The following is a 26,555-nucleotide window of genomic DNA, read 5'->3' as shown; positions in this document are numbered from 1 at the left end:
TCATTTTCAGGTTTTTCTCTTCAACCGAACCGGCTGTTTGCGTGAAGTGATTCACATCCGCCGTGTCGATGGAGGCGCATTATAGGGATCCCATTTTTTAGCACAAGTATTTTTTGGATCTTTTTTGCTGAGTGCTTGTTTTTCACCCCTTTCGCTATATTCCTGCGCAATTTGGCTGATTTTTGATAGCTAAATCACTTGCACAGTCTCAATAATCCAACCAAAGTCTTCATTACTGCTCTATTTTCATTGAGGTAAACATGTCTGATGTATTACGTCCTTATAAGGATCTTTCCCCACAGATCGGAAAACGCGTGATGATCGACACCAGTAGCGTCGTCATTGGTGATACTCGTTTGGCTGATGACGTCGGGATTTGGCCGTTGGTTGCGATTCGTGGCGACGTCAACTATGTACAAATCGGCGCCCGTACAAACATTCAGGACGGCAGCGTTCTCCATGTCACACATAAATCCACATCTAATCCGCAAGGTAATCCATTGATCGTGGGTGAGGATGTGACGGTCGGTCATAAAGTCATGCTACACGGCTGCATCGTTGGCAACCGCGTATTGGTCGGTATGGGATCAATTTTACTGGACGGCGTAGTGGTAGAAGACGACGTTATGATTGGGGCAGGAAGCCTGGTGCCGCAAAACAAACGCCTGGAGAGTGGATATTTGTACCTGGGTAGTCCGGTTAAACAGATCCGGCCATTAAGTGACGAAGAGAAAGCAGGCTTAAAATACTCTGCTAACAACTACGTTAAATGGAAAGATGAGTATTTAAATCAGAGTAACCAAACCCAACCCTGAGAGTCTTCCTGCTGGTCCTGGATCAATGCTTCGGCCTCTTCTTCCAGGTCCCAGCGATGCTGTTGAAAGATTTCCAGCCATTGTTCAGGCGTGCAGCCGCCAAAGCGGGACGCCAACGTCTCCCCTGATATAGCGCATGTTAACTGCATACCATGGACCAACGCAGGGAAAACAACGGCGCTAATATCCGTCAGCCATTCTTCTCGATCGGGAAACTGGATCGCCTGATTCATGCCGACATTTCCTGTTGCATGCTTTTGATGACGGGCTCAATCTGTGGCAATACACCATGCCAGAGTAAAACGGCGTGCGCTGCTTGTCCCACCAGCATCCCCAGACCATCGGCATACTGTTTCGCCCCATGTTCAGCACACCAGGAAAGGAACGGTGTATTCCCTTGCTGATAAAACATGTCATAGCAATAGACAGAGGAGTCGATAAGCGATGTCGGAATGGCAGGTACCTCACCGCTAATTCCGCTGGATGTCGCATTAATAATTAAATCAAAACTGTAATTATCAAGCTCGTCCATTCCCACCGCCTGCACACTGCCGGTATGGGAGAAAATTTGTGCCAGTTCTTCTGCGCGCGAAGCAGTACGGTTAACGATGGTTACCGCACAATCCAGAGAAAGAAGAGGTAATAAAACCCCACGGGATGCGCCACCGGCACCAATCAACAGAACTCGCGATCCGGGGCGAATGAAAGATAAACGTTCAAGATCGCTTAATAAGCCGATACCATCCGTGTTATCTCCCAGTAAACGCCCATCCTCAAGTCGTTTAAGAGTGTTGACCGCTCCAGCAAGCGATGCCCGCTCCGTTAATTCATCGGCACGCGCAAACGCCTCTTCTTTAAAAGGCACAGTGACATTTGCCCCCTTCCCACCCTCAGCAAAAAAGGCATTCAGCGTATTCACAAAATCATTGATAGGTGCCAGTACACGTCCATAGGAATGATCAATTTTCAACTGCTCTGCAAATTGCTGATGAATAAAGGGCGATTTACTGTGCGCTATCGGATTACCAAAAACAGCATAGGCTTCTTTCATATTACCCCTGTCGAAACTGTTCACCGGTCAGAGCATCACGGATCTCCGAAGGATTCAAACGCCCTCCGGTCTCCCCTTCAACTACGGGAAAGTCTGTACCAAACTGCGCGCGGACTTCCTCTACCGTTCTGCAAGGCGGTAAGCCACTCAAATTAGCACTGGTGGAGACTAGCGGTTTGCCATAAGCCTGGCACAATGCAACCACCAGCGGATGATCGGTGACTCGCACGGCCAGCGAGTCAAAACGACCGGTCAACCAACGAGGCGTAGTCGCAGGCGCAGGGAAAACGAAGGTGACAGGACCAGGCCAGCGAGCGAACACAGCCTCACGTTGAGCATCTGTAAGCGTGCTATCGTCAATATAGGGCTTGAGCTGGTCAAAATTTGCCGCAATCAAAATTAAGCCTTTATCGACTGGGCGTTGTTTTAGCGCCAACAGACGGGTAACAGCCGTTTCGCTGTCGGGATCGCAGCCGACACCAAATACAGCTTCTGTTGGATAGGCGATGACTTTTTCTTGTTTCAGAACCGCTATCGCAGCAGCAATAGGGCCTGTGGGCAGGTTATTATTCACTTTTTTATTCCGCCGAGAACGGCTTTCCACATTGTTTACTGGCACAGAAATGCTTCACACCCTGCGCGGTTTTCTTTTCGATGAGTAGCGGATAATGGCACTCAGGACACTCTCCGGCTAACGGTTTGAAGTTAATGACAAACTGGCACTCCGGATAGCGATCGCAGGAGTAAAACGTTTTGCCATAACGGGAACGCCGCTGGACCAGGTGGCCAGTCTGGCATTGAGGACAGACTATTGCTGTTTCATCTGGCTTGTCGATAAGTTCGGTGTGTTCACATGTTGGATAATCGCTGCATCCAATAAACATCCCGAATCTTCCCTGTCTCAGCACCAGCTCGGCGCCACATGCAGGACAAAGCTTACCCTCCAGAACTTTGACAATATGTCCGTCCGCGGAAGATTTCAGCGGACGGATGTAATCGCATTCTGGATAGTGTGAACAACCGAGAAACGGACCGTGTTTCCCGGAACGAATAACCAGTTCAGCCCCACATTGTGGGCAGGGCTCGTTTTTACGCACCGTAAACAGTGCTGATTTAGCCATAACAACTCATACTGAATGAAGATTGATTAATGCAGCATACCTTCATTCACTTCAAAGAGTAATTCTTCCATTTGCTGATAGGCATTTTCACAACCTGGAATATTGAAAAGCACCATCAGGATCACCCACTTCAGATCTTCCAGATCGAACTCTGCCGTATCCAGCGCGAGTACGCGCTCAATGACCATTTCTCGTGTTTCGAGGTTTAGCACCTGAATCTGTTCCAGGAATAGCAGGAACCCTCTACAGCTTGCATCCAGTCGATCACACTCTTCTGCGGTATAAATACGTATAGAAAGAGGATCGGATGCCAGCTGCATAGGTTCGGCAAGACCATCCTGATAATCAGCAAGCTTTTCCAGCCAAAGTAACGCGTTGTAGATGTCTTCACGATCAAAACCAGCGTCGGTAAGATCCCGTTCCAGTTTGTCCTGATCCACACGCAGCTCAGCTTCGTTATGGATATATGTCTCAAACAAATACATTAGTACGTCGAACATGGCATGCCCTCCTCAATCGGACATAGCCGCCGGGTACAGCTGCGATCCATCCTGCTAACTCCAGTTCGAGCAGTTGAGCCACTACCTCTGGCACAGGTTGGCCGGCACGTTCAGCGACGACGTCAACAGGTGTTACCTCATCTCCTACGTTAGCCAGGAGCTCCGGAAATGGCAATGCCACCTCTTCGTGATCTGGCGAATAAATTGATTTTTCAGGTTCATCTGGCAACCATTGCAGCCCATATTGCAAATTTTCCAGAATTTCTTCTGGGGCCGTCACAAGCGTGGCTCCCTGCTGAATAAGCCAATGTGGACCTTCACTTCCCGGACTCCCAATCGGTCCAGGCAACGCAAAAACCTCCCGCCCTTGTTCCAGTGCGCAACGCGCAGTGACCAGTGACCCGCTACGCTGAGCAGCTTCTACAACCAGGACTCCTTTACTTAGACCACTAATAATGCGATTTCGTCGGGGAAAATTGCGCGGCAAAGGAAGCGTATCTAATGGGAACTCAGACACCAGTGCGCCTCCAGCCTCAATCAGTCGTTTAGCCAGACGGACATGCTGTCGTGGATGAATGGTCTCAAGCCCATTTCCCAGCACCGCAATACTCGTGCCCTCTCGGTTTATCGCAGCATTGTGCGCCACACCATCAATCCCCCGGGCCAGGCCGCTGGTGATCGTCACGCCGCATGCTGCAAGCTTTTCACAAAACAGCCGCCCCCAGCGTTCGCCATACCATGAGTGCTGTCGGCTACCGACGACGGCAACCTGAAACGAGCTAAGGCATATGGGATTTCCTGCAACAAAAAGCACCCCAGGATAATCCTCAATTGCACGGAGCTGTGCCGGATAATGCTCGCTGTCGGCAACCACAAAATGATGGTTGGGCTGTTCAAGCCAGCGCAGCGTTTTTTCCAGCGTCTGATCTGGAAAGGTTAAAAAGCGCCGGGCCTGGCGGGGAGAGAGTCCAGCATGATGAAGTACCACGTTGTTAATACACGGCTGAGTATTGAGCCAGTGGGCAACGCGCACCATCTCATCACCATACAGTTCATTCACTTGTGCTAAACGTAGCCAAATCTCGATTTTGGTCATCCCTGTTCCCCTGCCACAAGCAGTCCTGGCAATCTTTGCGATTGGTCACTGATGCTGTCAATCAGAGGGGGTTTTGTCTAGAATAGAGGTAATAATCTTTTCAACTCCTGAACACAACTCTGGATAACTATGTCAGTTTTGCAAGTGTTACATATTCCGGATGAGCGCCTTCGCAAAGTCGCAAAACCGGTCGAAGAAGTGAATGCAGAAATTCAGCGTATCGTTGATGATATGTTCGAAACGATGTACGCCGAAGAAGGTATCGGTCTGGCAGCAACTCAGGTCGATATTCATCAGCGCATCATTGTTATTGATGTCTCTGAAAATCGCGACGAGCAGTTGGTACTCATTAACCCAGAGCTGCTGGAAAAAGACGGCGAAACAGGTATTGAAGAAGGCTGCCTGTCTATTCCCGAACAGCGTGCGTTAGTACCGCGCGCAGAGAAAGTAAAAATTCGTGCGCTCGATCGCAACGGCAAATCTTTTGAACTGGAAGCCGATGGCCTGCTGGCTATCTGCATTCAACATGAAATGGATCACCTGGTCGGTAAACTGTTTATCGATTATCTGTCTCCGTTGAAGCAACAACGCATTCGTCAGAAAGTTGAAAAACTCGACCGCCTGAACGCCCGAGCTTAAGGACAAGAATCAACGTGTCAGACTCACTACGTATTATTTTTGCGGGTACACCTGACTTTGCAGCGCGTCATCTCGACGCGCTGTTGTCTTCTGGACATAACGTCGTTGGCGTGTTTACCCAACCGGACCGTCCGGCGGGACGCGGTAAAAAGCTGATGCCCAGCCCGGTAAAAGTGCTGGCGGAAGAAAAAGGGATACCGGTTTTCCAACCCGTCTCTCTTCGTCCTCAGGAAAACCAGCAGCTGGTTGCTGATTTACGCGCAGACGTGATGGTAGTGGTAGCATATGGCCTGATACTGCCAAAAGCCGTACTGGAAATGCCGCGTCTGGGTTGTATCAACGTTCACGGTTCCCTGCTTCCACGCTGGCGTGGCGCAGCCCCAATCCAGCGCTCACTGTGGGCAGGCGACGCCGAAACTGGTGTGACCATCATGCAGATGGATGTTGGCCTCGACACCGGTGATATGCTGCTTAAGCTGTCCTGCCCGATAACTGCAGAAGATACCAGCGGTTCGTTATACGATAAGCTGGCAGATTTAGGACCTCAGGGGCTGATTGAAACGCTAAAACAGCTGGCGGCTGGCACCATAAAACCCGTTGTACAAGATGAATCACTGGTTACGCATGCAGAAAAACTCAGCAAAGAAGAGGCCCGTATCGACTGGTCGCTTTCAGCCGCTCAGTTGGAACGCTGCATCCGCGCCTTTAACCCGTGGCCAATGAGCTGGCTTGAAATCGACGGCCAGCCAGTGAAAGTCTGGCAAGCTACGGTTATTACAGCGAACACACAGGCCGCACCAGGCACTATTCTTGAGGCGACAAAACAGGGTATCCAGGTCGCAACGGGCGACGGCATCCTGAATCTCGTCTCTTTGCAACCTGCCGGTAAAAAAGCCATGAGCGCGCAGGATCTGCTTAATTCGCGCCGGGAATGGTTTGTACCCGGTAACCGTCTGGTATGACGGTTCATCTCGTTAAGCCCGGTATCTCCGGGCATTTTTATTTTTGCGCTTATGAAAAAACATCTTAATTTACGCAGTATGGCGGCCCAGGCCGTCGAACAGGTTGTCGAAAAGGGACAATCATTAAGCAACGTGCTGCCCGCCATGCAGCAAAAAGTTGCCGATAAAGACAAAGCACTGTTGCAGGAGCTTTGCTTCGGCGTGTTGCGTACACTCTCCCAACTGGAGTGGATGATCCAGCAGTTGATGGAACGTCCAATGACGGGCAAACAGCGCACTGTTCACTATCTGATCATGGTGGGCTTCTACCAACTGCTGCATACTCGTATTCCACCACATGCTGCTTTGGCAGAGACCGTAGAAGGCGCGGTCGTTATTAAGCGTCCGCAGCTTAAAGGGCTGATCAACGGCGTGCTGCGCCAGTTTCAGCGCCGTCAAGAAGAGCTACTGGCTGAATTCTCTCAAAGCGATTTACGTTTCTTACACCCCTCCTGGCTGGTTAAACGTATTAAGACCGCTTATCCGCAGCAGTGGGAAGCCATTCTTGAAGCCAATAACCAGCGACCGCCGATGTGGTTACGTGTCAATCGTAACCATCATACGCGCGATGCCTGGCTGGACCTGCTGACCGAATCGGGATTAACCGGTTTCCCGCATCCAGATTACCCGGATGCAGTGCGTCTGGAAACGCCAGCTCCTGTGCACGCCCTCCCAGGTTTTGATGAAGGCTGGGTAACCGTCCAGGATGCTTCCGCTCAAGGATGCATAAACTATCTGTTGCCGGAGGACGGTGAACAGATCCTCGACCTATGCTGTGCGCCGGGGGGCAAAACCACTCACATTCTGGAAGTTGCTCCGCACGCTAACGTAATGGCTGTCGATGTTGATGAAAAACGCTTATCGCGCGTTTTCGACAATCTAAAACGTCTGGGTATGAAGGCAACCGTAAAACAGGGTGATGGCCGCTATCCACAGCAGTGGTGCGGTGAACAACAGTTTGACCGTATTTTGCTGGACGCTCCGTGTTCTGCCACCGGAGTGATCCGTCGCCATCCGGATATCAAATGGCTGCGTCGCGACCGGGATATTGCTGAACTTGCCCAGTTGCAGGCTGAAATCCTGAATGCAACCTGGCCACATCTTAAACCTGGCGGCACGCTGGTTTATGCAACCTGCTCTATCCTGCCAGAAGAAAACCAACAGCAAATTGCCGCCTTCCTTGCGCGCACGCCAGATGCGGTATTAAGCGTAACCGGTACGCCGGAAAAACCTGGACGTCAGAATTTACCGAGTGCGGAAGATGGTGATGGCTTCTTTTACGCTAAGCTAATCAAAAAGTGATGAGATAACGGGTCGCGACTGATGAAAATTATCATTCTGGGCGCAGGGCAAGTTGGCGGTACGCTGGCTGAAAACCTGGTCGGAGAGAACAACGATATCACGGTAGTCGATACCAATGGTGAGCGCCTGCGTAGCCTGCAGGACAAGTTTGATCTCCGTGTCGTGCAAGGGCATGGTTCGCATCCCCGCGTTCTACGTGAAGCCGGTGCTGACGATGCCGATATGCTGGTTGCCGTAACCAGCTCAGATGAAACAAATATGGTTGCCTGCCAGGTAGCTTATTCACTGTTTAACACGCCTAATCGTATCGCTCGTATTCGTTCACCGGATTACGTTCGTGATGCGGACAAGCTATTTCAATCTGATGCGGTGCCTATCGATCACCTGATTGCGCCTGAGCAACTGGTTATCGATAGCATTTATCGCCTGATTGAATATCCGGGCGCATTGCAGGTAGTGAATTTTGCCGAAGGAAAAGTCAGCCTGGCCGTGGTGAAAGCCTATTACGGTGGGCCGCTGATTGGTAATGCGCTGTCGACAATGCGTGAGCATATGCCGCACATCGATACCCGCGTTGCGGCGATTTTCCGTCATGACCGACCGATCCGTCCGCAAGGTTCTACCATTGTTGAAGCGGGCGATGAAGTTTTCTTCATCGCGGCCTCGCAGCATATTCGCGCCGTAATGAGCGAATTACAGCGTCTGGAAAAGCCTTACAAACGCATTATGTTAGTGGGCGGTGGTAATATTGGCGCCGGGCTGGCACGGCGACTAGAAAAAGATTACAGCGTCAAACTGATTGAACGTAATCAACAGCGCGCATCCGAGCTTGCAGAGAAACTGCAAAATACGATCGTCTTTTTTGGTGATGCCTCGGATCAAGAGCTTCTGGCGGAAGAACATATCGATCAGGTTGATCTGTTCATTGCGGTAACCAACGATGATGAAGCGAATATCATGTCGGCGATGCTTGCCAAACGGATGGGCGCCAAGAAAGTGATGGTGTTGATCCAACGCAGAGCATACGTCGATCTGGTGCAAGGCAGCGTGATCGATATTGCGATTTCACCGCAGCAGGCAACCATCTCTGCGCTGCTCAGTCATGTGCGTAAAGCGGATATTGTTGGTGTATCTTCACTGCGCCGTGGCGTCGCGGAAGCCATTGAAGCCGTTGCACACGGTGATGAAACGACGTCACGGGTTGTGGGTCGCTCAATTGATGAAATTAAACTTCCACCAGGAACCATTATTGGCGCCGTTGTGCGTGGTAACGATGTGATGATTGCCAATGATAACCTGCGTATTGAACAGGGCGATCACGTAATTATGTTCCTGACAGATAAAAAGTTTATTACCGACGTCGAGCGACTATTCCAGCCAAGTCCGTTCTTCCTGTAATAATTTGGGCGCTGAAACTGCGCCTAAATTATTTCCCTTTATTTTTCATGGTTTAATAAATTTCTATTTAGGCAATACATAAATGGAAATTGCCTAAACATTTGTTAAACTTATAAACGTCAGCTGCATAGGGAGAATAAGATGAGCATTATTAAAGAATTTCGCGAATTCGCGATGCGCGGGAATGTTGTCGATTTGGCAGTGGGTGTCATTATTGGTGCGGCATTTGGGAAGATTGTTTCATCACTGGTTGCCGATATCATCATGCCGCCGCTGGGGTTGTTAATTGGTGGAATTGATTTTAAACAGTTTGCTTTAACACTACGTGATGCACAGGGAGATATCCCTGCAGTCGTTATGCATTACGGTGTATTTATTCAGAATATCTTTGATTTCGTTATTGTTGCGTTTGCTATCTTTATGGCAATCAAGCTGATCAACAAACTGAACCGTAAAAAAGCGGAAGAGCCAGCAGCACCGCCAGCGCCATCGAAAGAAGAAGTATTGCTGAGTGAAATTCGTGACCTGCTGAAAGAACAGAATAACCGCTCTTAAGCACTCACTGAAACAAGAAGGCCAGTGGTAAAAAAGTGAATGACTTTCTTGCCACTGGCCTCCCAGTTACCCCGATTACCATGTTTACCTTTACGTAGATAACTTCCTTTCCCTTTCTTATTTTTCTCAACGCGCTGCCTGAACAGTGGGTCATGTAGAAGCGCCTCAATGGCGTTATCTTTTATCTGCCCTTTAGTGTGCTGATAACGACTCATAATACCTCCAGTTGTCGTAATTTACGCCGCGAGTGTAGACCTGACCGTTCAATAAATCAACAGCCTAATGGTGATCCACTGGCGCCTTGCTCAAGTGCTTCAAGGATAGAGCAGTACACGCTGCTGTGTGCCTTACCACAACACGCGTCATTCAATCGCTGCAGCGACCGTTGCATCGCCTGAAGCTCAGCTATTCTCGCTTCCACTTCCTGCAATCTTTCCTGGACGATCCCTTTTGATTCCTGGCAGGTATGGTGTTCGGGATCGATGCGGATCGAAAGCAGTTCGCGGATCGATTCCAGAGTGAAACCAAGCTGACGGGCATAGCGAATAAACTTTAGACGCTGAAGATCGCTTTCCGTATAGAGACGAAACCCGCCTTCTGTACGTATTTCATGTTCCATCATCTGCTGCTTTTCATAGTAGCGGATAGTATCAGGCGTCACGTCAGCCAGTTTCGCTAATTCACCAATACGGTACATGCTATCTCCGCTATTCGTCGTTGATCTTCTGTAGCAGCTTATCTGCGTATTCACCGTGTAAAAACTCGGTGCTGAGTCCAGCTTGCCGAAGTTTCAGTTCCAGTAGTGACAGTCTTCGACTCACTTCCTGATAATGGGGATCATCTTTGCGGATCCCTGCAAGTATTTCAAGCAGCTGTATTGCCTCTCTGCGCTGCTCTAGCTCAGGAGGAAGACATCCCGCATTTTTTAATAAACGGAATCCGGCTCGAAGTTCAGGCGGAATGTGGGAATCATCGTCAAGAACCAACGGTTCTCCTGTACCAGGCAAACCATCAAACTCACCTTTAGACTGCGCATCAATAATATGGCGCTCTGCCCACTGGTCCAGTAACCACATACAACACTCCAGTGATGAACAAAAAGAGTACAGATATTGTAGGTAAGTAGGGATATGACGGATATAAAAAAACCCGCCGAGGCGGGTTTTTTTACGTTACTACAGATTACTCTGCAGCAGCTTCTGTTTTCTCTGAACGATCAACCAGCTCGATGTATGCCATCGGCGCGTTGTCGCCTGCACGGAAGCCACACTTCAGAATGCGAGTGTAACCACCGGCGCGGCTCGCGAAACGCGGGCCCAGTTCGTTAAACAGTTTTGCCACGATCTCGTTATCACGAGTGCGGGCGAATGCCAGACGACGATTAGCTACGCTATCAGTCTTGGCAAGAGTAATCAGCGGCTCAACTACGCGACGCAGCTCTTTCGCTTTCGGCAGAGTCGTCTTGATGATTTCATGACGAACCAGTGAACCTGCCATATTGCGGAACATAGCCTGGCGATGGCTGCTGTTGCGGTTCAGTTGACGACCACTCTTACGATGGCGCATGACCTTATCCTTCTCAGTAAAACCTTAACCTGTGATCCGGTTACTCGTCAGCGATGCTTGCCGGTGGCCAGTTTTCCAGGCGCATGCCCAGAGACAGTCCACGGGAAGCCAGCACGTCTTTAATCTCAGTAAGAGATTTTTTACCAAGGTTAGGCGTCTTAAGAAGCTCAACCTCAGTACGCTGTACCAGATCACCGATATAGTGGATAGCTTCTGCTTTGAGGCAGTTAGCAGAGCGGACAGTCAATTCCAGATCGTCAACAGGGCGCAGCAGGATCGGATCGAATTCTGGTTTCTCTTCTTTAACTTCCGGCTGACGTACATCACGTAAGTCAACGAAAGCTTCAAGTTGTTCAGCCAGAATGGTTGCCGCACGACGAATCGCCTCTTCAGGATCGATTGTGCCGTTGGTTTCCATTTCGATGACCAGCTTGTCCAGGTCGGTACGCTGTTCTACACGCGCTGCTTCAACATTGTAGGCAATACGCTCTACAGGGCTGTAGCATGCGTCGACCAGCAGACGGCCGATTGGGCGCTCATCTTCTTCCGAATGAATTCGGGTAGAAGCCGGCACATAACCACGACCGCGCTGAACTTTGATACGCATGCTAATAGATGCATTCTCATCGGTCAGGTGGCAGATCACGTGCTGTGGCTTGACGATTTCGACATCACCATCATGGGTAATGTCGGCTGCAGTCACAGGGCCAATGCCAGATTTATTCAAGGTAAGAATAACGTCATCTTTACCCTGAACTCTCACCGCCAGCCCTTTCAGGTTGAGCAGGATTTCCAGGATATCTTCCTGAACGCCTTCTTTGGTGCTGTACTCATGTAGTACACCATCAATCTCAACCTCGGTCACCGCGCAACCCGGCATCGATGAGAGCAGAATACGGCGCAGTGCGTTACCCAAAGTATGGCCAAAGCCACGCTCTAAAGGCTCAAGGGTCACCTTGGCGTGCGTCGAACTCACTTGCTCGATATCTACCAGGCGCGGTTTTAGAAACTCTGTCACAGAACCCTGCATTGTGTCCTCTCTTTGGTACTAAGCTTTACTTGGAGTAAAGCTCGACGATCAGGTGTTCGTTAATGTCCGCAGACAGATCAGAACGCTCCGGCTTACGCTTGAACGTACCTTCCATCTTGCCAGCATCAACTTCCAGCCAGGTTGGCTTTTCACGCTGCTCAGCCAGCTCCAGAGCGGCTTTCACGCGAGACTGCTTCTTCGCTTTCTCACGAATGCTAACAACGTCATTCGGACTAACCTGATAAGAAGCGATGTTAACAACACGACCGTTTACCATAATTGCTTTATGGCTGACCAGCTGACGTGCTTCTGCACGAGTGGCACCGAAGCCCATACGGTATACAACGTTGTCCAGACGACCTTCCAGCAGACCCAACAGGTTTTCACCGGTGTTGCCTTTCAGACGTGCTGCTTCTTTGTAGTAGTTACGGAACTGACGCTCCAGCACACCGTAGATACGGCGAACTTTTTGCTTTTCACGCAACTGCACACCATAGTCAGACAGACGCGGTTTACGCGCACCGTGCTGGCCAGGAGCTTGTTCAATTTTACACTTGGTATCGATCGCGCGAACGCCAGACTTAAGGAATAAGTCAGTGCCCTCACGACGGCTCAGCTTGAGCTTAGGACCCAAATATCTTGCCATTTTCTTTCTCCAACAATCCTAGAAACGACAGCGTTATACGCGACGTTTTTTCGGCGGACGACAACCGTTATGAGGGATCGGAGTCACATCAGTAATATTAGTGATGCGGAAACCAGCGGCGTTCAGAGCACGAACAGTAGATTCGCGACCTGGACCCGGTCCTTTGACCATAACTTCCAGATTCTTGATACCGTATTCTTTTACGGCTTCAGCGCAACGCTCTGCTGCAACCTGAGCTGCAAACGGAGTGGATTTGCGAGAACCACGGAAACCGGAACCACCGGCTGTTGCCCAACCCAGTGCGTTACCCTGACGATCAGTAATGGTAACGATGGTGTTGTTAAAAGAAGCATGGATATGAGCCACGCCGTCAGAGACTTGTTTTCTTACACGTTTACGTGCACGAATTGGTGCCTTTGCCATTATTCAATCACCCCGATTATTTCTTGATCGGTTTGCGCGGACCCTTACGGGTACGTGCGTTGGTCTTGGTACGCTGACCGCGAACCGGGAGACCACGACGATGACGCAAACCGCGATAGCAACCAAGGTCCATAAGGCGCTTGATGCTCATGCTAACTTCACGGCGCAGATCACCTTCAACGACAAATTTGGCAACTTCGTCACGCAGCGTGTCGATTTGTTCTTCAGACAGCTCACTGATCTTAACATCTTCAGCGATACCCGCGGCAGCCAAAATGGCTTTAGAACGGGTCTTGCCGACGCCGTAGATCGAAGTTAATGCGATCACAGCATGTTTCTGATCAGGAATGTTAATGCCTGCTATACGGGCCACTATGCACTCCTACTATTTAATATGTACGCACCATGCTGAAAAGCCCGTTTTCAGGATACTCAAATGGAAACGCACAGACATACAAAAGATTGGCTGGCTAATCTAGCCAGCTCAACCCAACTTTGCAAGAAAAATATGCGAATAAATCAGCCTTGGCGCTGTTTATGCTTCGGCTCGGCACTGCAAATCACACGGATGACACCATCACGCTTAACGATTTTGCAGTTACGGCATAATTTCTTGACGGAAGCACGAACTTTCATTTTTACTCTCCGTAACTTCTCGGGCGACTGTTAACGGCCGTAGCCTTTCAGATTCGCCTTCTTCAATGCAGACTCGTACTGACTTGACATCATCAGAGTTTGCACTTGAGCCATAAAGTCCATAATCACGACAACAACGATAAGCAGTGAGGTCCCACCGAAGTAGAACGGTACTTTCATTGCATCACGCATGAACTCCGGGATCAGGCAGATAAAGGTAATGTAGAGCGCACCAACCAGAGTCAGGCGGGTCATTACTTTATCGATATACTTCGCCGTTTGCTCTCCCGGACGAATTCCTGGTACAAATGCACCGGACTTCTTCAGGTTATCTGCTGTTTCACGCGGGTTGAAAACCAACGCCGTGTAGAAGAAACAGAAGAATATGATTGCAGACGCATAGAGTAACACATAAAGCGGTTGCCCAGGCTGCAAATACAGCGAAATTGTTGTCAGCCAGTTCCAACCAGTCCCGCCCCCGAACCATGACGCGATGGTCGCTGGGAACAGAATAATACTGGAAGCGAAGATTGCCGGGATTACCCCCGCCATATTCACTTTCAGCGGTAAATGTGTGCTCTGTGCAGCATAGACACGACGACCTTGCTGACGTTTCGCGTAGTTTACCACAATGCGGCGTTGACCACGCTCAACAAATACAACAAAGAACGTCACTGCAAATACTAATACTGCAACCAACAGCAACACGAGGAAGTGCAGGTCGCCTTGACGCGCTTGCTCGATAGTATGGGCAATGGCTGGCGGGAGTCCCGCGACAATACCGGCGAAGATAATGATTGAGATACCGTTGCCGATACCACGTTCAGTAATCTGTTCGCCCAACCACATCAGGAACATCGTCCCTGTAACCAGACTTACAACAGCGGTGAAATAGAATGCAAAGCCTGGATTCATTACCAGGCCCTGCATACCAGGCATATTCGGCAGACCGGTAGCAATACCGATCGACTGGAATATTGCCAGCACCAGAGTACCGTAGCGGGTGTACTGGCTGATCTTACGACGACCAGACTCCCCTTCTTTCTTAATTTCTGCCAGCGTTGGATGAACCACCGTCAGCAGCTGGATAATAATCGACGCCGAAATATACGGCATGATCCCCAGAGCAAAGATAGAAGCACGGCTGAGAGCACCACCAGAGAACATGTTAAACATTTCAATGATGGTGCCTCGCTGTTGCTCAAGCAGTTTGGCAAGTACAGCGGCATCAATACCAGGGATCGGAATGAAAGAGCCAATACGGAACACAATCAGCGCGCCGATTACAAACAGCAGTCTGCGTTTCAGCTCGCCTAAGCCACCTTTGGCACTTTGAAAATCTAATCCCGGTTGTTTAGCCATCTGCTACTTATTCCTCGATTTTACCGCCAGCAGCTTCGATAGCAGCACGAGCGCCTTTAGTAACACGCAGGCCACGAACAGTTACCGGAGTAGTGACTTCACCAGCCAGAATCACTTTCGCGAACTCGATCTGGATACCGATAATGTTAGCTGCTTTCAGCGTGTTCAGGTCTACAACACCGCCTTCAACTTTAGCCAGGTCAGACAGACGAACTTCGGCTGTAATCGCTGCTTTACGTGAAGTGAAGCCGAATTTCGGCAGACGACGGTACAGAGGCATCTGACCACCCTCGAAACCGCGACGTACGCCACCGCCAGAACGAGACTTCTGACCTTTGTGACCACGACCACCGGTTTTACCGAGGCCAGAACCGATACCACGACCCAGGCGGCGAGCCGCTTTTTTAGAGCCTTCGGCCGGAGACAGAGTATTTAAACGCATCTCTTACTCCTCAACTTTAACCATGAAGGAAACCGCGTTGACCATACCACGAACAGCAGGAGTATCCTCGCGCTCTACGGTGTGACCAATACGACGCAGACCCAGGCCAAGCAGCGTTGCCTTATGTTTCGGCAGACGACCGATTGCACTGCGGGTTTGAGTAATTTTAATAGTCTTTGCCATGGTTTATTTCCCCAGAATTTCTTCAACGGATTTACCACGCTTGGCAGCGACCATTTCCGGAGATTTCATATTTTCCAGGCCATCGATAGTTGCACGAACCACGTTAATCGGGTTAGTAGAACCATACGCTTTAGCCAGAACGTTACGAACTCCAGCGACTTCCAGAACGGCGCGCATTGCACCACCGGCGATGATACCGGTACCTTCGGAAGCCGGCTGCATGAATACACGAGAACCCGTGTGAGTACCCTTAACCGGGTGCTGCAGGGTGCCGTGGTTCAGCGCGACGTTAATCATATTGCGACGGGCTTTTTCCATCGCTTTCTGGATCGCTGCTGGAACTTCACGCGCTTTACCGTAACCAAAACCAACGCGACCGTTACCATCACCAACTACAGTCAGAGCTGTGAAGGAGAAAATACGACCACCTTTAACGGTTTTAGATACGCGGTTAACCGCGATCAGCTTTTCCTGCAGTTCGCCAGCTTGTTTTTCGATGTGAGCCATCTTACACCTCTACCTTAGAACTGAAGGCCAGCTTCACGGGCAGCATCTGCCAGTGCCTGGACACGACCATGATATTGGAACCCGGAACGGTCAAAAGAAACATCTTTGATGCCTTTTTCCAGAGCGCGTTCAGCAACAGCTTTACCTACAGCTGCAGCAGCGTCTTTGTTACCGGTGTACTTCAATTGTTCAGCGATAGCTTTTTCTACAGTAGAAGCAGCTACCAGAACTTCAGAACCGTTCGGTGCAATTACCTGTGCGTAAATATGACGCGGGGTACGATGTACCACCAGGCGAGTTGCGCCCAGCTCCTGGAGCTTGCGGCGTGCGCGGGTCGCACGACGGATACGAGCAGATTTCTTATCCATAGTGTTACCTTACTTCTTCTTAGCCTCTTTGGTACGCACGACTTCGTCGGCGTAACGAACACCCTTGCCTTTATAAGGCTCAGGACGACGGTAGGCGCGCAGATCTGCTGCAACCTGACCGATCAGCTGTTTATCAGCGCCTTTCAGCACGATTTCAGTCTGAGACGGACATTCTGCAGTAATACCCGCAGGCAGCTGATGGTCAACAGGGTGAGAGAAACCTAAAGCCAGGTTTACTACATTCCCTTTAACCGCTGCACGATAACCTACACCAACCAGCTGTAGCTTCTTAGTGAAGCCTTCGGTAACACCGACAACCATTGCATTCAGCAGGGCACGCGCGGTACCAGCCTGAGCCCATCCATCTGCGTAACCATCACGCGGACCGAAGGTCAGTGCATTATCTGCATGATTTACTGCAACAGCATCGTTGAGAGTACGAGTCAGCTCGCCGTTTTTACCTTTGATCGTAATAACCTGACCGTTGATTTTTACATCAACGCCGGCAGGAATAACGACCGGTGCTTTAGCAACACGAGACATTTTTTCCTCCGATTAGGCTACGTAGCAGATAATTTCGCCACCAAGACCAGCCTGGCGCGCTGCACGATCAGTCATAACACCTTTAGAGGTAGAAACAACTGCGATACCCATGCCAGCCATAACTTTCGGCAGCTCGTCTTTACGCTTATAAATGCGCAGACCTGGGCGACTGACACGCTGAATGCTTTCTACAACAGCTTTACCCTGGAAATACTTAAGAGTAAGTTCCAGTTCCGGCTTGGTGTCGCCTTCAACTTTAAAATCTTCAATAAAACCTTCTTCCTTCAGCACGTTGGCAATTGCCACTTTCAGCTTGGAGGAAGGCATGGTGACCGCAGCTTTATTCGCGGCCTGACCGTTACGGATACGGGTCAGCATATCCGCGATCGGATCTTGCATGCTCATCTGTCTTTACTCCCGTGATTCAATTGGTAATTACCAGCTAGCCTTTTTCAAGCCTGGTACTTCACCGCGCATAGCGGCTTCACGCAGTTTGATACGGCTCAACCCGAACTTGCCCACATAGCCATGCGGACGACCTGTTTGACGGCAGCGGTTACGCTGACGGGACGGGCTGGAATCACGCGGCAGAGACTGCAGCTTGAGAACTGCGTTCCAACGATCTTCGTCGGTCGCGTTCACATCAGAGATAATAGCTTTCAGTTCAGCGCGTTTTGCGAAGTACTTATCAGCTAAAGCTACGCGCTTTACTTCGCGTGCTTTCATTGATTGCTTAGCCATTCAGTAACCCTACCTTACTTGCGGAACGGGAAGTCAAAGGCAGCCAGCAGAGCACGGCCTTCTTCATCAGATTTCGCAGTAGTGGTAATGGTAATATCCAAACCACGCACGCGGTCGACTTTATCGTAGTCGATTTCTGGGAAGATGATCTGCTCACGGACACCCATGCTGTAGTTACCACGACCGTCGAAAGACTTAGCGGACAAGCCACGGAAGTCACGGATACGTGGAACAGCAATAGTGATCAGGCGCTCAAAGAACTCCCACATGCGTTCGCCACGCAGAGTTACTTTACAGCCGATCGGATAGCCCTGACGGATTTTGAAGCCTGCAACTGATTTGCGTGCTTTGGTGATCAGCGGTTTTTGACCGGAGATTGCTGTCAGGTCAGCTGCTGCGTTATCCAGCAGTTTCTTGTCAGCGATCGCTTCACCAACACCCATGTTCAGGGTGATCTTCTCGACCCGAGGGACTTGCATGACAGAATTGTAGTTAAACTCAGTCATGAGTTTAGCGACTACTTCGTCTTTGTAGTAATCATGCAGTTTCGCCATCGTACTACTCCAAATTACTTGATAGTTTCGCTGTTAGATTTAAAGAAACGGACTTTTTTGCCGTCTTCGAATCTAAAGCCTACACGGTCAGCCTTGCCGGTTGCCGCGTTGAAGATAGCAAGGTTAGAGATCTGAATAGCTGCTTCTTTCTCTACAATGCCGCCTGGTTGGTTCAGGGCCGGAACCGGCTTCTGATGTTTCTTAACCAGGTTGATACCTTCAACAATGACCTTGCCGGAAGACAGGACATTCTTAACTTTACCGCGTTTACCTTTATCTTTACCGGTTAACACGATAACTTCGTCATCACGACGGATCTTCGCTGCCATGATTCGCTCCTTAGAGTACTTCTGGTGCCAGAGAGATAATTTTCATGAACTTCTCGTTACGAAGTTCACGAGTTACCGGCCCAAAAATACGCGTACCGATAGGTTGCTCGCTGTTATTGTTTAAAATAACGCATGCATTACCATCGAAGCGAATGACAGAACCGTCCGGGCGACGAACACCCTTCTTGGTGCGCACCACTACCGCCTTCAGCACATCACCTTTTTTGACCTTACCACGCGGAATTGCTTCCTTGATGGTGATCTTGATGATATCGCCGACGCCTGCGTAGCGACGGTGCGAGCCACCCAGAACCTTGATACACATTACGCGACGTGCACCGGAGTTGTCGGCGACGTTCAGCATAGTCTGTTCTTGGATCATTTTAGTGCTCCGCTAATGTCAACTACTACTGAGACCCGAAAATCAGGTCGTTAAAAAAGCCCCATATCGGGGGCGCGGCATTATAACACCGCTTCAACGATATGGGTAGAAAAAATAAACGGCTCATCGCTGAGCCGTTTATTCGTTGAGAATGCCTACTGTATTACAGAACGGCTTTCTCTACAACGCGAACCAGCGTCCAGGACTTAGTCTTGGACAGCGGACGGCATTCGCGGATTTCAACCACGTCACCAGTACCGCATTCGTTGTTCTCGTCATGTACGTGCAGTTTGGTCGTACGCTTAATGAATTTACCGTAGATCGGGTGTTTCACAAAACGTTCGATAGCAACAACGATGGATTTCTCCATTTTATCGCTAACAACGCGACCTTGCAGAGTACGGATTTTATCGGTCATTACGCACCCGCCTTCTCAGTCAGTAAAGTCTTAACGCGTGCGACATCACGACGCACTTGCTTCAACAGGTGAGACTGTTGCAGCTGGCCACTTGCAGCCTGCATACGCAGGTTGAACTGCTCACGCAGCAGATTCAGCAGCTCGGTGTTCAGCTCTTCAACACTCTTCTCACGCAGCTCTTTTGCTTTCATTACATCACCGTCTTAGTTACAAAGGTGGTTTTAATCGGCAGTTTCGCTGCTGCCAGCTTGAATGCTTCACGGGCCAGCTCTTCCGGTACGCCGTCCATTTCATACAGGACTTTACCCGGCTGAATCAAGGCAACCCAATACTCCACGTTACCTTTACCTTTACCCATACGCACTGCCAGCGGCTTTTCAGTGATCGGTTTGTCCGGGAATACACGGATCCAGATCTTACCTTGACGCTTAACTGCACGGGTCATAGCACGACGTGCTGCTTCGATCTGACGGGCAGTCAGACGACCACGGCCAACAGCTTTCAGACCGAAGCTGCCGAAGCTAACATCCGTACCCTGCGCCAGACCGCGGTTACGGCCTTTGTGCATTTTACGGAATTTTGTACGCTTTGGTTGTAACATCAGCGACGCTCCTTATTTACGGCCTTTACGCTGCTGCTTTTTAGGTTGCGCAGCCGGTTTTTCCGGTTGTTCAACAGCAGCCATACCACCCAGGATCTCGCCTTTGAAGATCCACACTTTAACGCCGATTACACCGTAAGTGGTGTGCGCTTCAGAGGTGTTGTAGTCGATGTCAGCACGCAGAGTGTGCAGAGGTACGCGACCTTCGCGGTACCATTCGGTACGTGCGATTTCCGCGCCGCCCAGACGGCCGCTAACTTCAACTTTAATACCTTTAGCGCCCAGACGCATTGCGTTCTGTACAGCACGCTTCATAGCACGACGGAACATAACACGACGTTCCAGCTGAGAAGTGATGCTGTCAGCAACCAATTTTGCATCCAGTTCAGGTTTACGCACTTCGGCGATATTGATCTGAGCAGGAACGCCAGCAATATCCGCTACGACTTTGCGCAGTTTTTCTACGTCTTCACCTTTCTTACCGATAACGATACCCGGGCGAGCGGTGTGAATGGTCACACGGATGCTCTTAGCCGGACGCTCGATAACGATACGAGATACAGACGCTTTAGCCAGTTCCTTAGTCAGGTACTGACGTACTTTAAAATCGCTGTCCAGGTTGTCAGCGAATTCTTTGGTGTTCGCAAACCAGGTTGAGTTCCATGGTTTTACAATACCCAGGCGAATACCATTAGGATGTACTTTCTGACCCATTGCTAGTCTCCAGAGTCTCAGCGATCGGACACAACCACAGTAATGTGGCTGGTGCGCTTCAGGATGCGATCTGCACGACCTTTTGCACGCGGCATAATGCGCTTCATGCTCGGGCCTTCGTCTACGAAAATTTTCGTAACTTTCAGATCGTCAATGTCAGCGCCATCGTTGTGTTCAGCGTTAGCAATGGCAGATTCCAGGACTTTCTTGACCAGTACAGCCGCTTTCTTATTGGTGTAGGTCAGAATATCCAGAGCCTGCGACACTTTCTTACCGCGAATCAGGTCTGCAACAAGGCGAACCTTCTGAGCAGAAGAACGAGCATGGCGATGTTGAGCTAAAGTTTCCATCTCTTCCTCCTACCTTATTTCTTCTTCGCTTTTTTATCAGCAGCATGGCCGCGATAAGTACGAGTCGGTGCGAATTCACCCAGTTTGTGACCGACCATTTCGTCGGAAACAAATACCGGAACGTGCTGACGACCATTATGGACAGCGATGGTCAAACCGATCATGTTAGGAAAGATCGTTGAACGACGGGACCAAGTGCGCAGGGGCTTCTTGTCTCCGCTTTCCACCGCTTTCTCTACCTTCTTCAGCAAGTGCAGGTCAATAAAAGGACCTTTCTTGAGAGAACGTGGCATGGCTTATCCTCTAAAATTATTTGCTACGGCGACGTACGATGAATTTATCAGTACGCTTGTTGCTGCGGGTCTTCTTACCTTTGGTCTGAACGCCCCACGGAGTTACCGGGTGCTTACCAAAGTTACGACCTTCACCACCACCATGTGGGTGGTCGACTGGGTTCATCGCAGTACCGCGAACGGTAGGACGAACACCACGCCAGCGTGCAGCACCTGCTTTACCCAGAACGCGCAGCATATGCTCAGCATTGCCAACTTCGCCCAGAGTTGCACGGCAGTCTGCTTCGACTTTACGCATTTCACCAGAACGCAGACGCAGGGTGACATAAGCACCATCACGAGCAACGATCTGAACGTAAGTACCAGCGGAACGTGCCAGCTGACCGCCTTTACCTGGTTTCATTTCTACGTTATGAACGGTAGAACCAACCGGGATATTGCGCATCGGCAGGGTGTTACCTGCTTTGATTGCAGCATCAACGCCAGATTGAACCTGGTCGCCAGCTTTCAGGCCTTTAGGGGCCAGGATGTAACGGCGTTCACCGTCTTTGTACAGAACCAGCGCGATGTTCGCGGAGCGGTTCGGATCGTACTCAAGACGTTCAACAACTGCCGGGATACCGTCTTTGTTGCGTTTGAAGTCAACAATACGATAAGCCTGCTTGTGACCACCACCGATGTGACGAGTGGTGATGCGGCCATTGTTGTTACGACCACCGGATTTGCTGTTTTTTTCAACCAGCGGAGCAAAAGGTTTGCCCTTGTGCAGCTCTGGGTTGACCCACTTTAACAACGTGGCGACGACCCGGAGATGTCGGTTTACATTTAACAACTGCCATTGTATTACTCCTCCGACTTACTCAGCGCCGCCGACGAAGTCCAGATTCTGGCCTTCCTTCAGGGTGACGTAAGCTTTTTTCCAGTCGCTACGACGACCGATACGCTGTCCGTGACGTTTAACTTTCCCTTTAACTACCAGGGTGTTAACGACTTCGACTTCGACTTCAAACAGTTTCTGCACAGCAGCTTTGATTTCTGCTTTGGTCGCGTCTTTAGCAACTTTGAGAACGATGGTGTTAGTTTTTTCCATCGCAGTAGACGCTTTTTCAGAAACGTGCGGTGCGCGCAGCACTTTCAGCAGACGTTCTTCACGAATCATGCCAGCATCTCCTCAACTTGCTTTAACAGCATCAGCAGTCATTACGACTTTGTCGAAGGCGATCAGGCTAACCGGGTCGATACCAGTTGCATCGCGTACGTCAACCTTGTGCAGGTTGCGCGCAGCCAGGAACAGGTTTTCGTCCAGCTCACCGGTGATGATCAGCACATCTTCCAGAGCCATGTCTTTCAGTTTCTGTGCCAGCAGCTTAGTTTTAGGCGCTTCTACAGAGAATGATTCGACAACGATCAGACGATCCTGACGTACCAGTTCGGACAGAATGCTTTTCAGCGCGCCGCGGTACATCTTTTTGTTAACTTTTTGACTGTGGTCCTGTGGACGAGCAGCGAAGGTCACGCCACCTGAACGCCAGATCGGGCTCTTGATAGAACCTGAACGCGCACGGCCGGTACCTTTCTGGCGCCACGGCTTTTTGCCTGAACCAGTTACTTCAGCACGAGTCTTCTGAGCACGAGTACCCTGACGAGCACCAGCTGCATAAGCAACAACAACCTGGTGAACCAGCGCTTCGTTGAAATCACGACCGAAGGTAGTTTCGGAAACAGTCAGCGCGCTCTGCGCGTCTTTCAATACTAATTCCATTGCTATCCCCTTACGCCTTCACAGCTGGTTTAACGATCAGGTCGCAACCGGTCGCACCCGGAACACCACCTTTAACCAGCAGCAGGTTGCGCTCAGCGTCAACACGTACTACGTCCAGGCTCTGAACGGTTACACGTTCGTTGCCCAGCTGACCTGCCATTTTCTTGCCTTTGAACACTTTGCCCGGAGTCTGGTTCTGACCGATAGAACCCGGAACGCGGTGGGACAAGGAGTTACCGTGAGTAGCGTCCTGGGTACGGAAGTTCCAGCGCTTAACGGTACCAGCGAAACCTTTACCTTTAGAGGTACCGGTTACGTCAACTTTTTTAACGTCAGCAAACAGTTCAACGCTAATGTTCTGACCAACGGTGTATTCTTCACCATCTGCCAGGCGGAACTCCCACAGGCCGCGGCCAGCTTCTACGCCAGCTTTAGCAAAGTGACCAGCTTCCGGCTTAGTTACGCGGTTAGCTTTTTTAGCACCGGTGGTAACCTGAACAGCGCGATAGCCATCGTTAGCCAGATCTTTAACCTGAGTAACGCGGTTTGCTTCAACTTCGATAACGGTTACTGGGATAGATACGCCATCTTCAGTGAAGATGCGGGTCATACCCACTTTTTTACCGACTAAACCAATCATTGTATCAACCTCTCAATCGCTCGATGACCTGATTAACCCAGGCTGATCTGCACGTCTACACCGGCAGCCAGGTCCAGACGCATCAGAGCATCAACGGTTTTTTCAGTTGGCTCAACGATGTCAACCAGACGCTTGTGAGTACGGATCTCGTACTGATCACGCGCGTCTTTGTTGACGTGCGGGGAGATCAGAACGGTGAAACGCTCTTTGCGGGTCGGCAGCGGGATCGGACCACGAACCTGCGCACCAGTGCGCTTGGCAGTCTCGACGATTTCCGCGGTTGATTGATCGATCAGACGATGATCAAACGCTTTCAAACGGATACGGATTCTTTGGTTCTGCATGAGACCAGAGCTCCAATTATTTTATAGACGAAATAGTTACTCCTCAAACCCATTACGATTGATGGGAGAGTGTAACCGTTCTTACGTAGCCCCCTGATTGGGAGCGTTGTTGACGGTAAACCGCCACAGTTCATATCGAACTACCCGTCAGATTTGACAGGCTGGCGTATTATACGTATAGCCGGTACGGATGCAAGTGATTATGGCTATTTGCCATCGATTTCTCTCAGCGCTTGTTGCACACGTGAGCGCAATACTTCGCCATCCGGCACTTCCTGCCCGGACGCTTCATCATAGGGTATCTCTTCCAGCATACTGTCACCCTCTTCGTTCTGGGTGGGTAAATCGATGCGTATCGGCAGAGGTTTCCGCTTAAAAATGTAATGCACATCCGAGAGTCGATACGCCTGAGAATCGGGCACTCCCTGCGTGGTGGTTGTCGGATGGCGCACCAACCAGACATAATGTCCGTAGTAGCCGCACATTAGCATCAGGCTGACCCACAACAGCCAGCAACAGGAACGCAGCGCCTGCCGCCAGCGGCAACTCGACACTGTTTTCGCATCAATGGGTTGATAGATGTGCATCATCACATACGCTCCTTAGATGACACATGTGTGAGCACAGGTGCCGCCTCATTGATTAATACCGGCGCGTCTCCAAGACTCTGACGTAGCCTTATCAGCGTCTCTTTTCCCGGCTTACCATCCACAGGCAAATTCTCCCGCTGCTGGAATGCTTTGACCTTTTCGATTAACCATGGCGTCCATGAGCCTGATTTATCGCCGGGAACGCCCAGCGCGCGGCTCAGCATCGTATCAAACCAGATGATGGTTTCCGCCGGACTCTTTTCACCGATCTGCATTTTCCTGTCAGGCGTTAAATTGAGCATCAGGGTATAATTTCCCTGCCAGTGCTTCGCCAGCCACTCCTGACTGACGATCCAGGTTTTATTATCAATGATAAGATCCAGCTCGTTTCCTGATACACGCATCACAACACCGTAGACCGGTTGTTTATCGATATTCAAATGCGCGATCCACGGCAACCCGCGCCTGATGAGGTTATCTAAACGTTCCTTGCCGCTTTCGCACACCAACTCAGCGCGATCGGCCTGGTCACACCATGCCTCGTCATGCGCTGTGTCGAATCCCCAGACGCTGAATAATTGCTGCATGGCATCGCGTAATCCTCCCCGTGCGTCGCCAATATCCGGCAGGTTTTCCTTTTTTTGCGTCATCGCCACCGTTAACCCGGCGGGCAGAGGAAGTTGAAGGGGAAAAACATCGACCGCCAGCCAGCCGAACGTCAAAGCCAGCGCAGCGTAAAGTCCGGGCAGTATTCCCTTGCGCAATACGCAAGAGCGGAGAGTAAATGTTTCCAGCAACAATCTTTCCTGTTGAGCGGTTAACACATCCGCTTGCCTGTCCGTTGCTATTTTTCTCGCCGCCCGGGCGATGCGCCTCAGCAACGCCAGGTTTCCCTGCACTGCCCGAACCGCTTTGCGCACAAATTCATGACGCATCCGCACAGGCTCGCCATCCGCCTCACACAGTTGCTGTTGATGCATAAAATCAAGATATTCATCGTCCGTCGGCGCAGCGATGATCGCCGATAGCGTAACACGCCGTTTAAGTCGTCGGTTACGCCTGAGCGCTTCGCCCCCCACCAGTAGCAAGCTGGCGCCAGCGTCAAATGAAGCCGCCAGATGACGGAAATTATCGACAAATGCCGGAAGATGTCTGGCGAGTGCGTCAGCATTATCAATGACAATTATTATTGGTTGCGCTGCCGGACTAAGGGCAGGCATCAGCGTTGACCAGAAACGGCTAATTCTCACATCTCGCCAGTCTGGCTGGAGTTTTCCGTGCGTACACGCCGTGTGTGTCAATTGACAGAAACCAGAGAAACCGGTGGCGGTAAACACCACTACCCTGCCGGGAAAATCCTTACCTAACTGATAAATAAGCGTCGATTTACCACACCCTGGTTTGCCGCATAATACGCCCACATCGCCAGCGCCCAACTCATGAATAAAGATATTCTTGATAAGGGTATGTTGCGAAAAAGAGTAAATTGCATACGGTAATTCGCGTTCAGTCATCGATAAGTTCCAGTAATTGATGCGGGCATTTAACTCATTATATGTCAGGTAAATATTATCAATTTTTTATATTTGAATTAAACGACATGTTCCGACGATTAAATTGAAAACCTGAAAGTAAGCCTATATCATGCTTCTC

At 50.3% G+C, this 26,555-nt stretch carries 43 protein-coding genes and 2 pseudogenes; 6 read left to right on the top strand and 39 right to left on the bottom strand.

Annotated elements, in window-relative coordinates:
- The first annotated feature begins 260 nt into the window (after positions 1-260).
- Positions 261-815: a gamma carbonic anhydrase family protein gene (locus tag GPJ68_RS02270; protein ID WP_019078186.1), complete on the top strand. Its 555-nt coding sequence runs from the start codon at positions 261-263 to the stop codon at positions 813-815.
- On the opposite strand, the gene GPJ68_RS02265 is transcribed toward GPJ68_RS02270, so the two are convergent.
- The 6 genes from GPJ68_RS02265 to dprA are packed head-to-tail and all read right to left on the bottom strand — an operon-like array spanning position 791 to position 4,583.
- Entirely contained in the window at positions 791-1,048 is a 258-nt protein-coding gene (locus tag GPJ68_RS02265; protein WP_019078185.1) for a DUF1488 domain-containing protein, read from the bottom strand. The two genes, GPJ68_RS02270 and GPJ68_RS02265, sit on opposite strands and share 25 nt — an antisense overlap.
- Positions 1,045-1,866, bottom strand: a complete 822-nt coding sequence (aroE, locus tag GPJ68_RS02260) for a shikimate dehydrogenase (RefSeq protein WP_104652296.1) — start codon at positions 1,864-1,866, stop codon at positions 1,045-1,047. The genes GPJ68_RS02265 and aroE overlap by 4 nt, the downstream gene beginning before the upstream one ends.
- Before the next feature lies 1 nt (position 1,867).
- The gene (gene tsaC, locus GPJ68_RS02255) at positions 1,868-2,440 is read right to left on the bottom strand and encodes an L-threonylcarbamoyladenylate synthase type 1 TsaC (protein ID WP_016154736.1); all 573 of its coding nucleotides are present in this window, start codon (positions 2,438-2,440) and stop codon (positions 1,868-1,870) included.
- Between the two features lie 4 nt (positions 2,441-2,444).
- A complete protein-coding gene (locus GPJ68_RS02250) occupies positions 2,445-2,987 on the bottom strand; it encodes a type I DNA topoisomerase (protein ID WP_016154737.1) in 543 nt (180 codons plus the stop codon).
- A gap of 26 nt (positions 2,988-3,013) precedes the next feature.
- Positions 3,014-3,487: a DUF494 family protein Smg gene (gene smg / locus GPJ68_RS02245; RefSeq protein WP_003031162.1), complete on the bottom strand. Its 474-nt coding sequence runs from the start codon at positions 3,485-3,487 to the stop codon at positions 3,014-3,016.
- Complete coding sequence (gene dprA / locus GPJ68_RS02240; protein ID WP_019078182.1) at positions 3,459-4,583, bottom strand: DNA-protecting protein DprA; 1,125 nt, start codon at positions 4,581-4,583, stop codon at positions 3,459-3,461. The genes smg and dprA overlap by 29 nt, the downstream gene beginning before the upstream one ends.
- 129 nt (positions 4,584-4,712) lie before the next feature.
- Between dprA and def the strand changes: the two genes are divergently transcribed.
- From def to mscL, 5 genes are all read left to right on the top strand, one after another.
- A complete protein-coding gene (gene def, locus GPJ68_RS02235; protein WP_003031159.1) occupies positions 4,713-5,222 on the top strand; it encodes a peptide deformylase in 510 nt (169 codons plus the stop codon).
- Between the two features lie 14 nt (positions 5,223-5,236).
- Positions 5,237-6,184 carry a methionyl-tRNA formyltransferase gene (gene fmt / locus GPJ68_RS02230; protein WP_047501513.1) on the top strand — a complete coding sequence of 316 codons (948 nt, stop codon included), beginning with the start codon at positions 5,237-5,239 and terminating at the stop codon, positions 6,182-6,184.
- Between the two features lie 51 nt (positions 6,185-6,235).
- Positions 6,236-7,525: a 16S rRNA (cytosine(967)-C(5))-methyltransferase RsmB gene (gene rsmB, locus GPJ68_RS02225; RefSeq protein ID WP_049041689.1), complete on the top strand. Its 1,290-nt coding sequence runs from the start codon at positions 6,236-6,238 to the stop codon at positions 7,523-7,525.
- A gap of 21 nt (positions 7,526-7,546) precedes the next feature.
- The gene (gene trkA / locus GPJ68_RS02220) at positions 7,547-8,923 is read left to right on the top strand and encodes a Trk system potassium transporter TrkA (protein ID WP_003031153.1); all 1,377 of its coding nucleotides are present in this window, start codon (positions 7,547-7,549) and stop codon (positions 8,921-8,923) included.
- A 141-nt stretch (positions 8,924-9,064) separates the two neighbouring features.
- Positions 9,065-9,478, top strand: coding sequence for a large-conductance mechanosensitive channel protein MscL (gene mscL / locus GPJ68_RS02215; protein ID WP_016154742.1), 414 nt, complete (start codon positions 9,065-9,067; stop codon positions 9,476-9,478).
- Here mscL and arfA read toward each other — a convergent pair.
- The 33 genes and pseudogenes from arfA to GPJ68_RS02050 form a co-directional block, all read right to left on the bottom strand.
- Positions 9,475-9,693 carry an alternative ribosome-rescue factor ArfA gene (gene arfA / locus GPJ68_RS02210; protein WP_016157605.1) on the bottom strand — a complete coding sequence of 73 codons (219 nt, stop codon included), beginning with the start codon at positions 9,691-9,693 and terminating at the stop codon, positions 9,475-9,477. The genes mscL and arfA overlap by 4 nt on opposite strands.
- Positions 9,694-9,749: 56 nt before the next feature.
- Positions 9,750-10,175: a Zn(2+)-responsive transcriptional regulator gene (gene zntR / locus GPJ68_RS02205; protein WP_104652294.1), complete on the bottom strand. Its 426-nt coding sequence runs from the start codon at positions 10,173-10,175 to the stop codon at positions 9,750-9,752.
- Between the two features lie 10 nt (positions 10,176-10,185).
- Positions 10,186-10,554: a DUF1992 domain-containing protein gene (locus GPJ68_RS02200; RefSeq protein ID WP_049281757.1), complete on the bottom strand. Its 369-nt coding sequence runs from the start codon at positions 10,552-10,554 to the stop codon at positions 10,186-10,188.
- Between the two features lie 106 nt (positions 10,555-10,660).
- Complete coding sequence (rplQ, locus tag GPJ68_RS02195) at positions 10,661-11,044, bottom strand: 50S ribosomal protein L17 (protein WP_001216370.1); 384 nt, start codon at positions 11,042-11,044, stop codon at positions 10,661-10,663.
- 40 nt (positions 11,045-11,084) lie between these two features.
- On the bottom strand, positions 11,085-12,074 hold the full coding sequence (gene rpoA / locus GPJ68_RS02190; RefSeq protein ID WP_003031139.1) for a DNA-directed RNA polymerase subunit alpha: 990 nt from the start codon (positions 12,072-12,074) through the stop codon (positions 11,085-11,087).
- Between the two features lie 25 nt (positions 12,075-12,099).
- Positions 12,100-12,720: a 30S ribosomal protein S4 gene (rpsD, locus tag GPJ68_RS02185; protein ID WP_003031138.1), complete on the bottom strand. Its 621-nt coding sequence runs from the start codon at positions 12,718-12,720 to the stop codon at positions 12,100-12,102.
- A gap of 33 nt (positions 12,721-12,753) precedes the next feature.
- On the bottom strand, positions 12,754-13,143 hold the full coding sequence (gene rpsK / locus GPJ68_RS02180; protein ID WP_003031137.1) for a 30S ribosomal protein S11: 390 nt from the start codon (positions 13,141-13,143) through the stop codon (positions 12,754-12,756).
- A 16-nt stretch (positions 13,144-13,159) separates the two neighbouring features.
- Positions 13,160-13,516, bottom strand: coding sequence for a 30S ribosomal protein S13 (gene rpsM, locus GPJ68_RS02175; RefSeq protein WP_003031135.1), 357 nt, complete (start codon positions 13,514-13,516; stop codon positions 13,160-13,162).
- A 146-nt stretch (positions 13,517-13,662) separates the two neighbouring features.
- The gene (gene rpmJ, locus GPJ68_RS02170; RefSeq protein WP_000868187.1) at positions 13,663-13,779 is read right to left on the bottom strand and encodes a 50S ribosomal protein L36; all 117 of its coding nucleotides are present in this window, start codon (positions 13,777-13,779) and stop codon (positions 13,663-13,665) included.
- Between the two features lie 30 nt (positions 13,780-13,809).
- A complete protein-coding gene (gene secY, locus GPJ68_RS02165; RefSeq protein ID WP_001118864.1) occupies positions 13,810-15,141 on the bottom strand; it encodes a preprotein translocase subunit SecY in 1,332 nt (443 codons plus the stop codon).
- 7 nt (positions 15,142-15,148) lie between these two features.
- Positions 15,149-15,583, bottom strand: coding sequence for a 50S ribosomal protein L15 (gene rplO, locus GPJ68_RS02160; RefSeq protein WP_003031132.1), 435 nt, complete (start codon positions 15,581-15,583; stop codon positions 15,149-15,151).
- A 3-nt stretch (positions 15,584-15,586) separates the two neighbouring features.
- Positions 15,587-15,766, bottom strand: coding sequence for a 50S ribosomal protein L30 (gene rpmD, locus GPJ68_RS02155; RefSeq protein ID WP_001140434.1), 180 nt, complete (start codon positions 15,764-15,766; stop codon positions 15,587-15,589).
- Positions 15,767-15,769: 3 nt separating this feature from the next.
- Positions 15,770-16,273 carry a 30S ribosomal protein S5 gene (rpsE, locus tag GPJ68_RS02150; RefSeq protein WP_003031131.1) on the bottom strand — a complete coding sequence of 168 codons (504 nt, stop codon included), beginning with the start codon at positions 16,271-16,273 and terminating at the stop codon, positions 15,770-15,772.
- A 14-nt stretch (positions 16,274-16,287) separates the two neighbouring features.
- Positions 16,288-16,641, bottom strand: a complete 354-nt coding sequence (gene rplR, locus GPJ68_RS02145; RefSeq protein ID WP_000358960.1) for a 50S ribosomal protein L18 — start codon at positions 16,639-16,641, stop codon at positions 16,288-16,290.
- Positions 16,642-16,650: 9 nt separating this feature from the next.
- Complete coding sequence (rplF, locus tag GPJ68_RS02140; RefSeq protein WP_003031129.1) at positions 16,651-17,184, bottom strand: 50S ribosomal protein L6; 534 nt, start codon at positions 17,182-17,184, stop codon at positions 16,651-16,653.
- Positions 17,185-17,196: 12 nt separating this feature from the next.
- Positions 17,197-17,589 (bottom strand): 30S ribosomal protein S8, encoded by a 393-nt coding sequence (gene rpsH / locus GPJ68_RS02135; protein ID WP_003031127.1) that lies wholly within the window; start codon positions 17,587-17,589, stop codon positions 17,197-17,199.
- Between the two features lie 30 nt (positions 17,590-17,619).
- Positions 17,620-17,925, bottom strand: a complete 306-nt coding sequence (rpsN, locus tag GPJ68_RS02130) for a 30S ribosomal protein S14 (RefSeq protein WP_003031125.1) — start codon at positions 17,923-17,925, stop codon at positions 17,620-17,622.
- Positions 17,926-17,939: 14 nt separating this feature from the next.
- Positions 17,940-18,479, bottom strand: a complete 540-nt coding sequence (gene rplE, locus GPJ68_RS02125; RefSeq protein ID WP_003031123.1) for a 50S ribosomal protein L5 — start codon at positions 18,477-18,479, stop codon at positions 17,940-17,942.
- Positions 18,480-18,493: 14 nt separating this feature from the next.
- Positions 18,494-18,808: a 50S ribosomal protein L24 gene (rplX, locus tag GPJ68_RS02120; RefSeq protein WP_003031122.1), complete on the bottom strand. Its 315-nt coding sequence runs from the start codon at positions 18,806-18,808 to the stop codon at positions 18,494-18,496.
- A gap of 10 nt (positions 18,809-18,818) precedes the next feature.
- The gene (rplN, locus tag GPJ68_RS02115; protein WP_000613954.1) at positions 18,819-19,190 is read right to left on the bottom strand and encodes a 50S ribosomal protein L14; all 372 of its coding nucleotides are present in this window, start codon (positions 19,188-19,190) and stop codon (positions 18,819-18,821) included.
- Positions 19,191-19,353: 163 nt separating this feature from the next.
- Positions 19,354-19,608, bottom strand: coding sequence for a 30S ribosomal protein S17 (rpsQ, locus tag GPJ68_RS02110; protein WP_003031120.1), 255 nt, complete (start codon positions 19,606-19,608; stop codon positions 19,354-19,356).
- Positions 19,608-19,799, bottom strand: a complete 192-nt coding sequence (gene rpmC, locus GPJ68_RS02105) for a 50S ribosomal protein L29 (protein WP_000644742.1) — start codon at positions 19,797-19,799, stop codon at positions 19,608-19,610. The genes rpsQ and rpmC overlap by 1 nt, the downstream gene beginning before the upstream one ends.
- Positions 19,799-20,209, bottom strand: a complete 411-nt coding sequence (rplP, locus tag GPJ68_RS02100; RefSeq protein ID WP_000941212.1) for a 50S ribosomal protein L16 — start codon at positions 20,207-20,209, stop codon at positions 19,799-19,801. The genes rpmC and rplP overlap by 1 nt, the downstream gene beginning before the upstream one ends.
- Positions 20,210-20,221: 12 nt before the next feature.
- Entirely contained in the window at positions 20,222-20,923 is a 702-nt protein-coding gene (gene rpsC / locus GPJ68_RS02095) for a 30S ribosomal protein S3 (protein ID WP_000529945.1), read from the bottom strand.
- 17 nt (positions 20,924-20,940) lie between these two features.
- Complete coding sequence (gene rplV / locus GPJ68_RS02090) at positions 20,941-21,273, bottom strand: 50S ribosomal protein L22 (protein WP_000448832.1); 333 nt, start codon at positions 21,271-21,273, stop codon at positions 20,941-20,943.
- Between the two features lie 14 nt (positions 21,274-21,287).
- Complete coding sequence (gene rpsS, locus GPJ68_RS02085; protein WP_001138115.1) at positions 21,288-21,566, bottom strand: 30S ribosomal protein S19; 279 nt, start codon at positions 21,564-21,566, stop codon at positions 21,288-21,290.
- A 16-nt stretch (positions 21,567-21,582) separates the two neighbouring features.
- A pseudogene (gene rplB, locus GPJ68_RS02080) lies at positions 21,583-22,405 on the bottom strand (50S ribosomal protein L2).
- A gap of 17 nt (positions 22,406-22,422) precedes the next feature.
- The gene (gene rplW, locus GPJ68_RS02075; RefSeq protein WP_000617546.1) at positions 22,423-22,725 is read right to left on the bottom strand and encodes a 50S ribosomal protein L23; all 303 of its coding nucleotides are present in this window, start codon (positions 22,723-22,725) and stop codon (positions 22,423-22,425) included.
- Positions 22,722-23,328, bottom strand: a pseudogene (gene rplD / locus GPJ68_RS02070) (50S ribosomal protein L4). The gene rplW and the pseudogene rplD overlap by 4 nt, the downstream one beginning before the upstream one ends.
- Before the next feature lie 10 nt (positions 23,329-23,338).
- Positions 23,339-23,968: a 50S ribosomal protein L3 gene (rplC, locus tag GPJ68_RS02065; protein WP_003031117.1), complete on the bottom strand. Its 630-nt coding sequence runs from the start codon at positions 23,966-23,968 to the stop codon at positions 23,339-23,341.
- Positions 23,969-24,000: 32 nt separating this feature from the next.
- Entirely contained in the window at positions 24,001-24,312 is a 312-nt protein-coding gene (gene rpsJ, locus GPJ68_RS02060) for a 30S ribosomal protein S10 (protein WP_001181005.1), read from the bottom strand.
- Between the two features lie 206 nt (positions 24,313-24,518).
- Positions 24,519-24,902 (bottom strand): hypothetical protein, encoded by a 384-nt coding sequence (locus tag GPJ68_RS02055; RefSeq protein ID WP_172860877.1) that lies wholly within the window; start codon positions 24,900-24,902, stop codon positions 24,519-24,521.
- The gene (locus GPJ68_RS02050) at positions 24,902-26,416 is read right to left on the bottom strand and encodes a peptidoglycan-binding protein (RefSeq protein ID WP_104652291.1); all 1,515 of its coding nucleotides are present in this window, start codon (positions 26,414-26,416) and stop codon (positions 24,902-24,904) included. Before GPJ68_RS02050 ends, GPJ68_RS02055 begins: the two co-directional genes overlap by 1 nt.
- Positions 26,417-26,555: the final 139 nt, after the last annotated feature.

Source organism: Citrobacter sp. 172116965, assembly GCF_013458095.1.
GTDB classification, from domain to species: Bacteria; Pseudomonadota; Gammaproteobacteria; order Enterobacterales; family Enterobacteriaceae; genus Citrobacter; species Citrobacter braakii.
The sequence above is the reverse complement of the archived record's forward strand: the minus strand, read 5'-3'. Positions and strand labels throughout refer to the sequence as shown.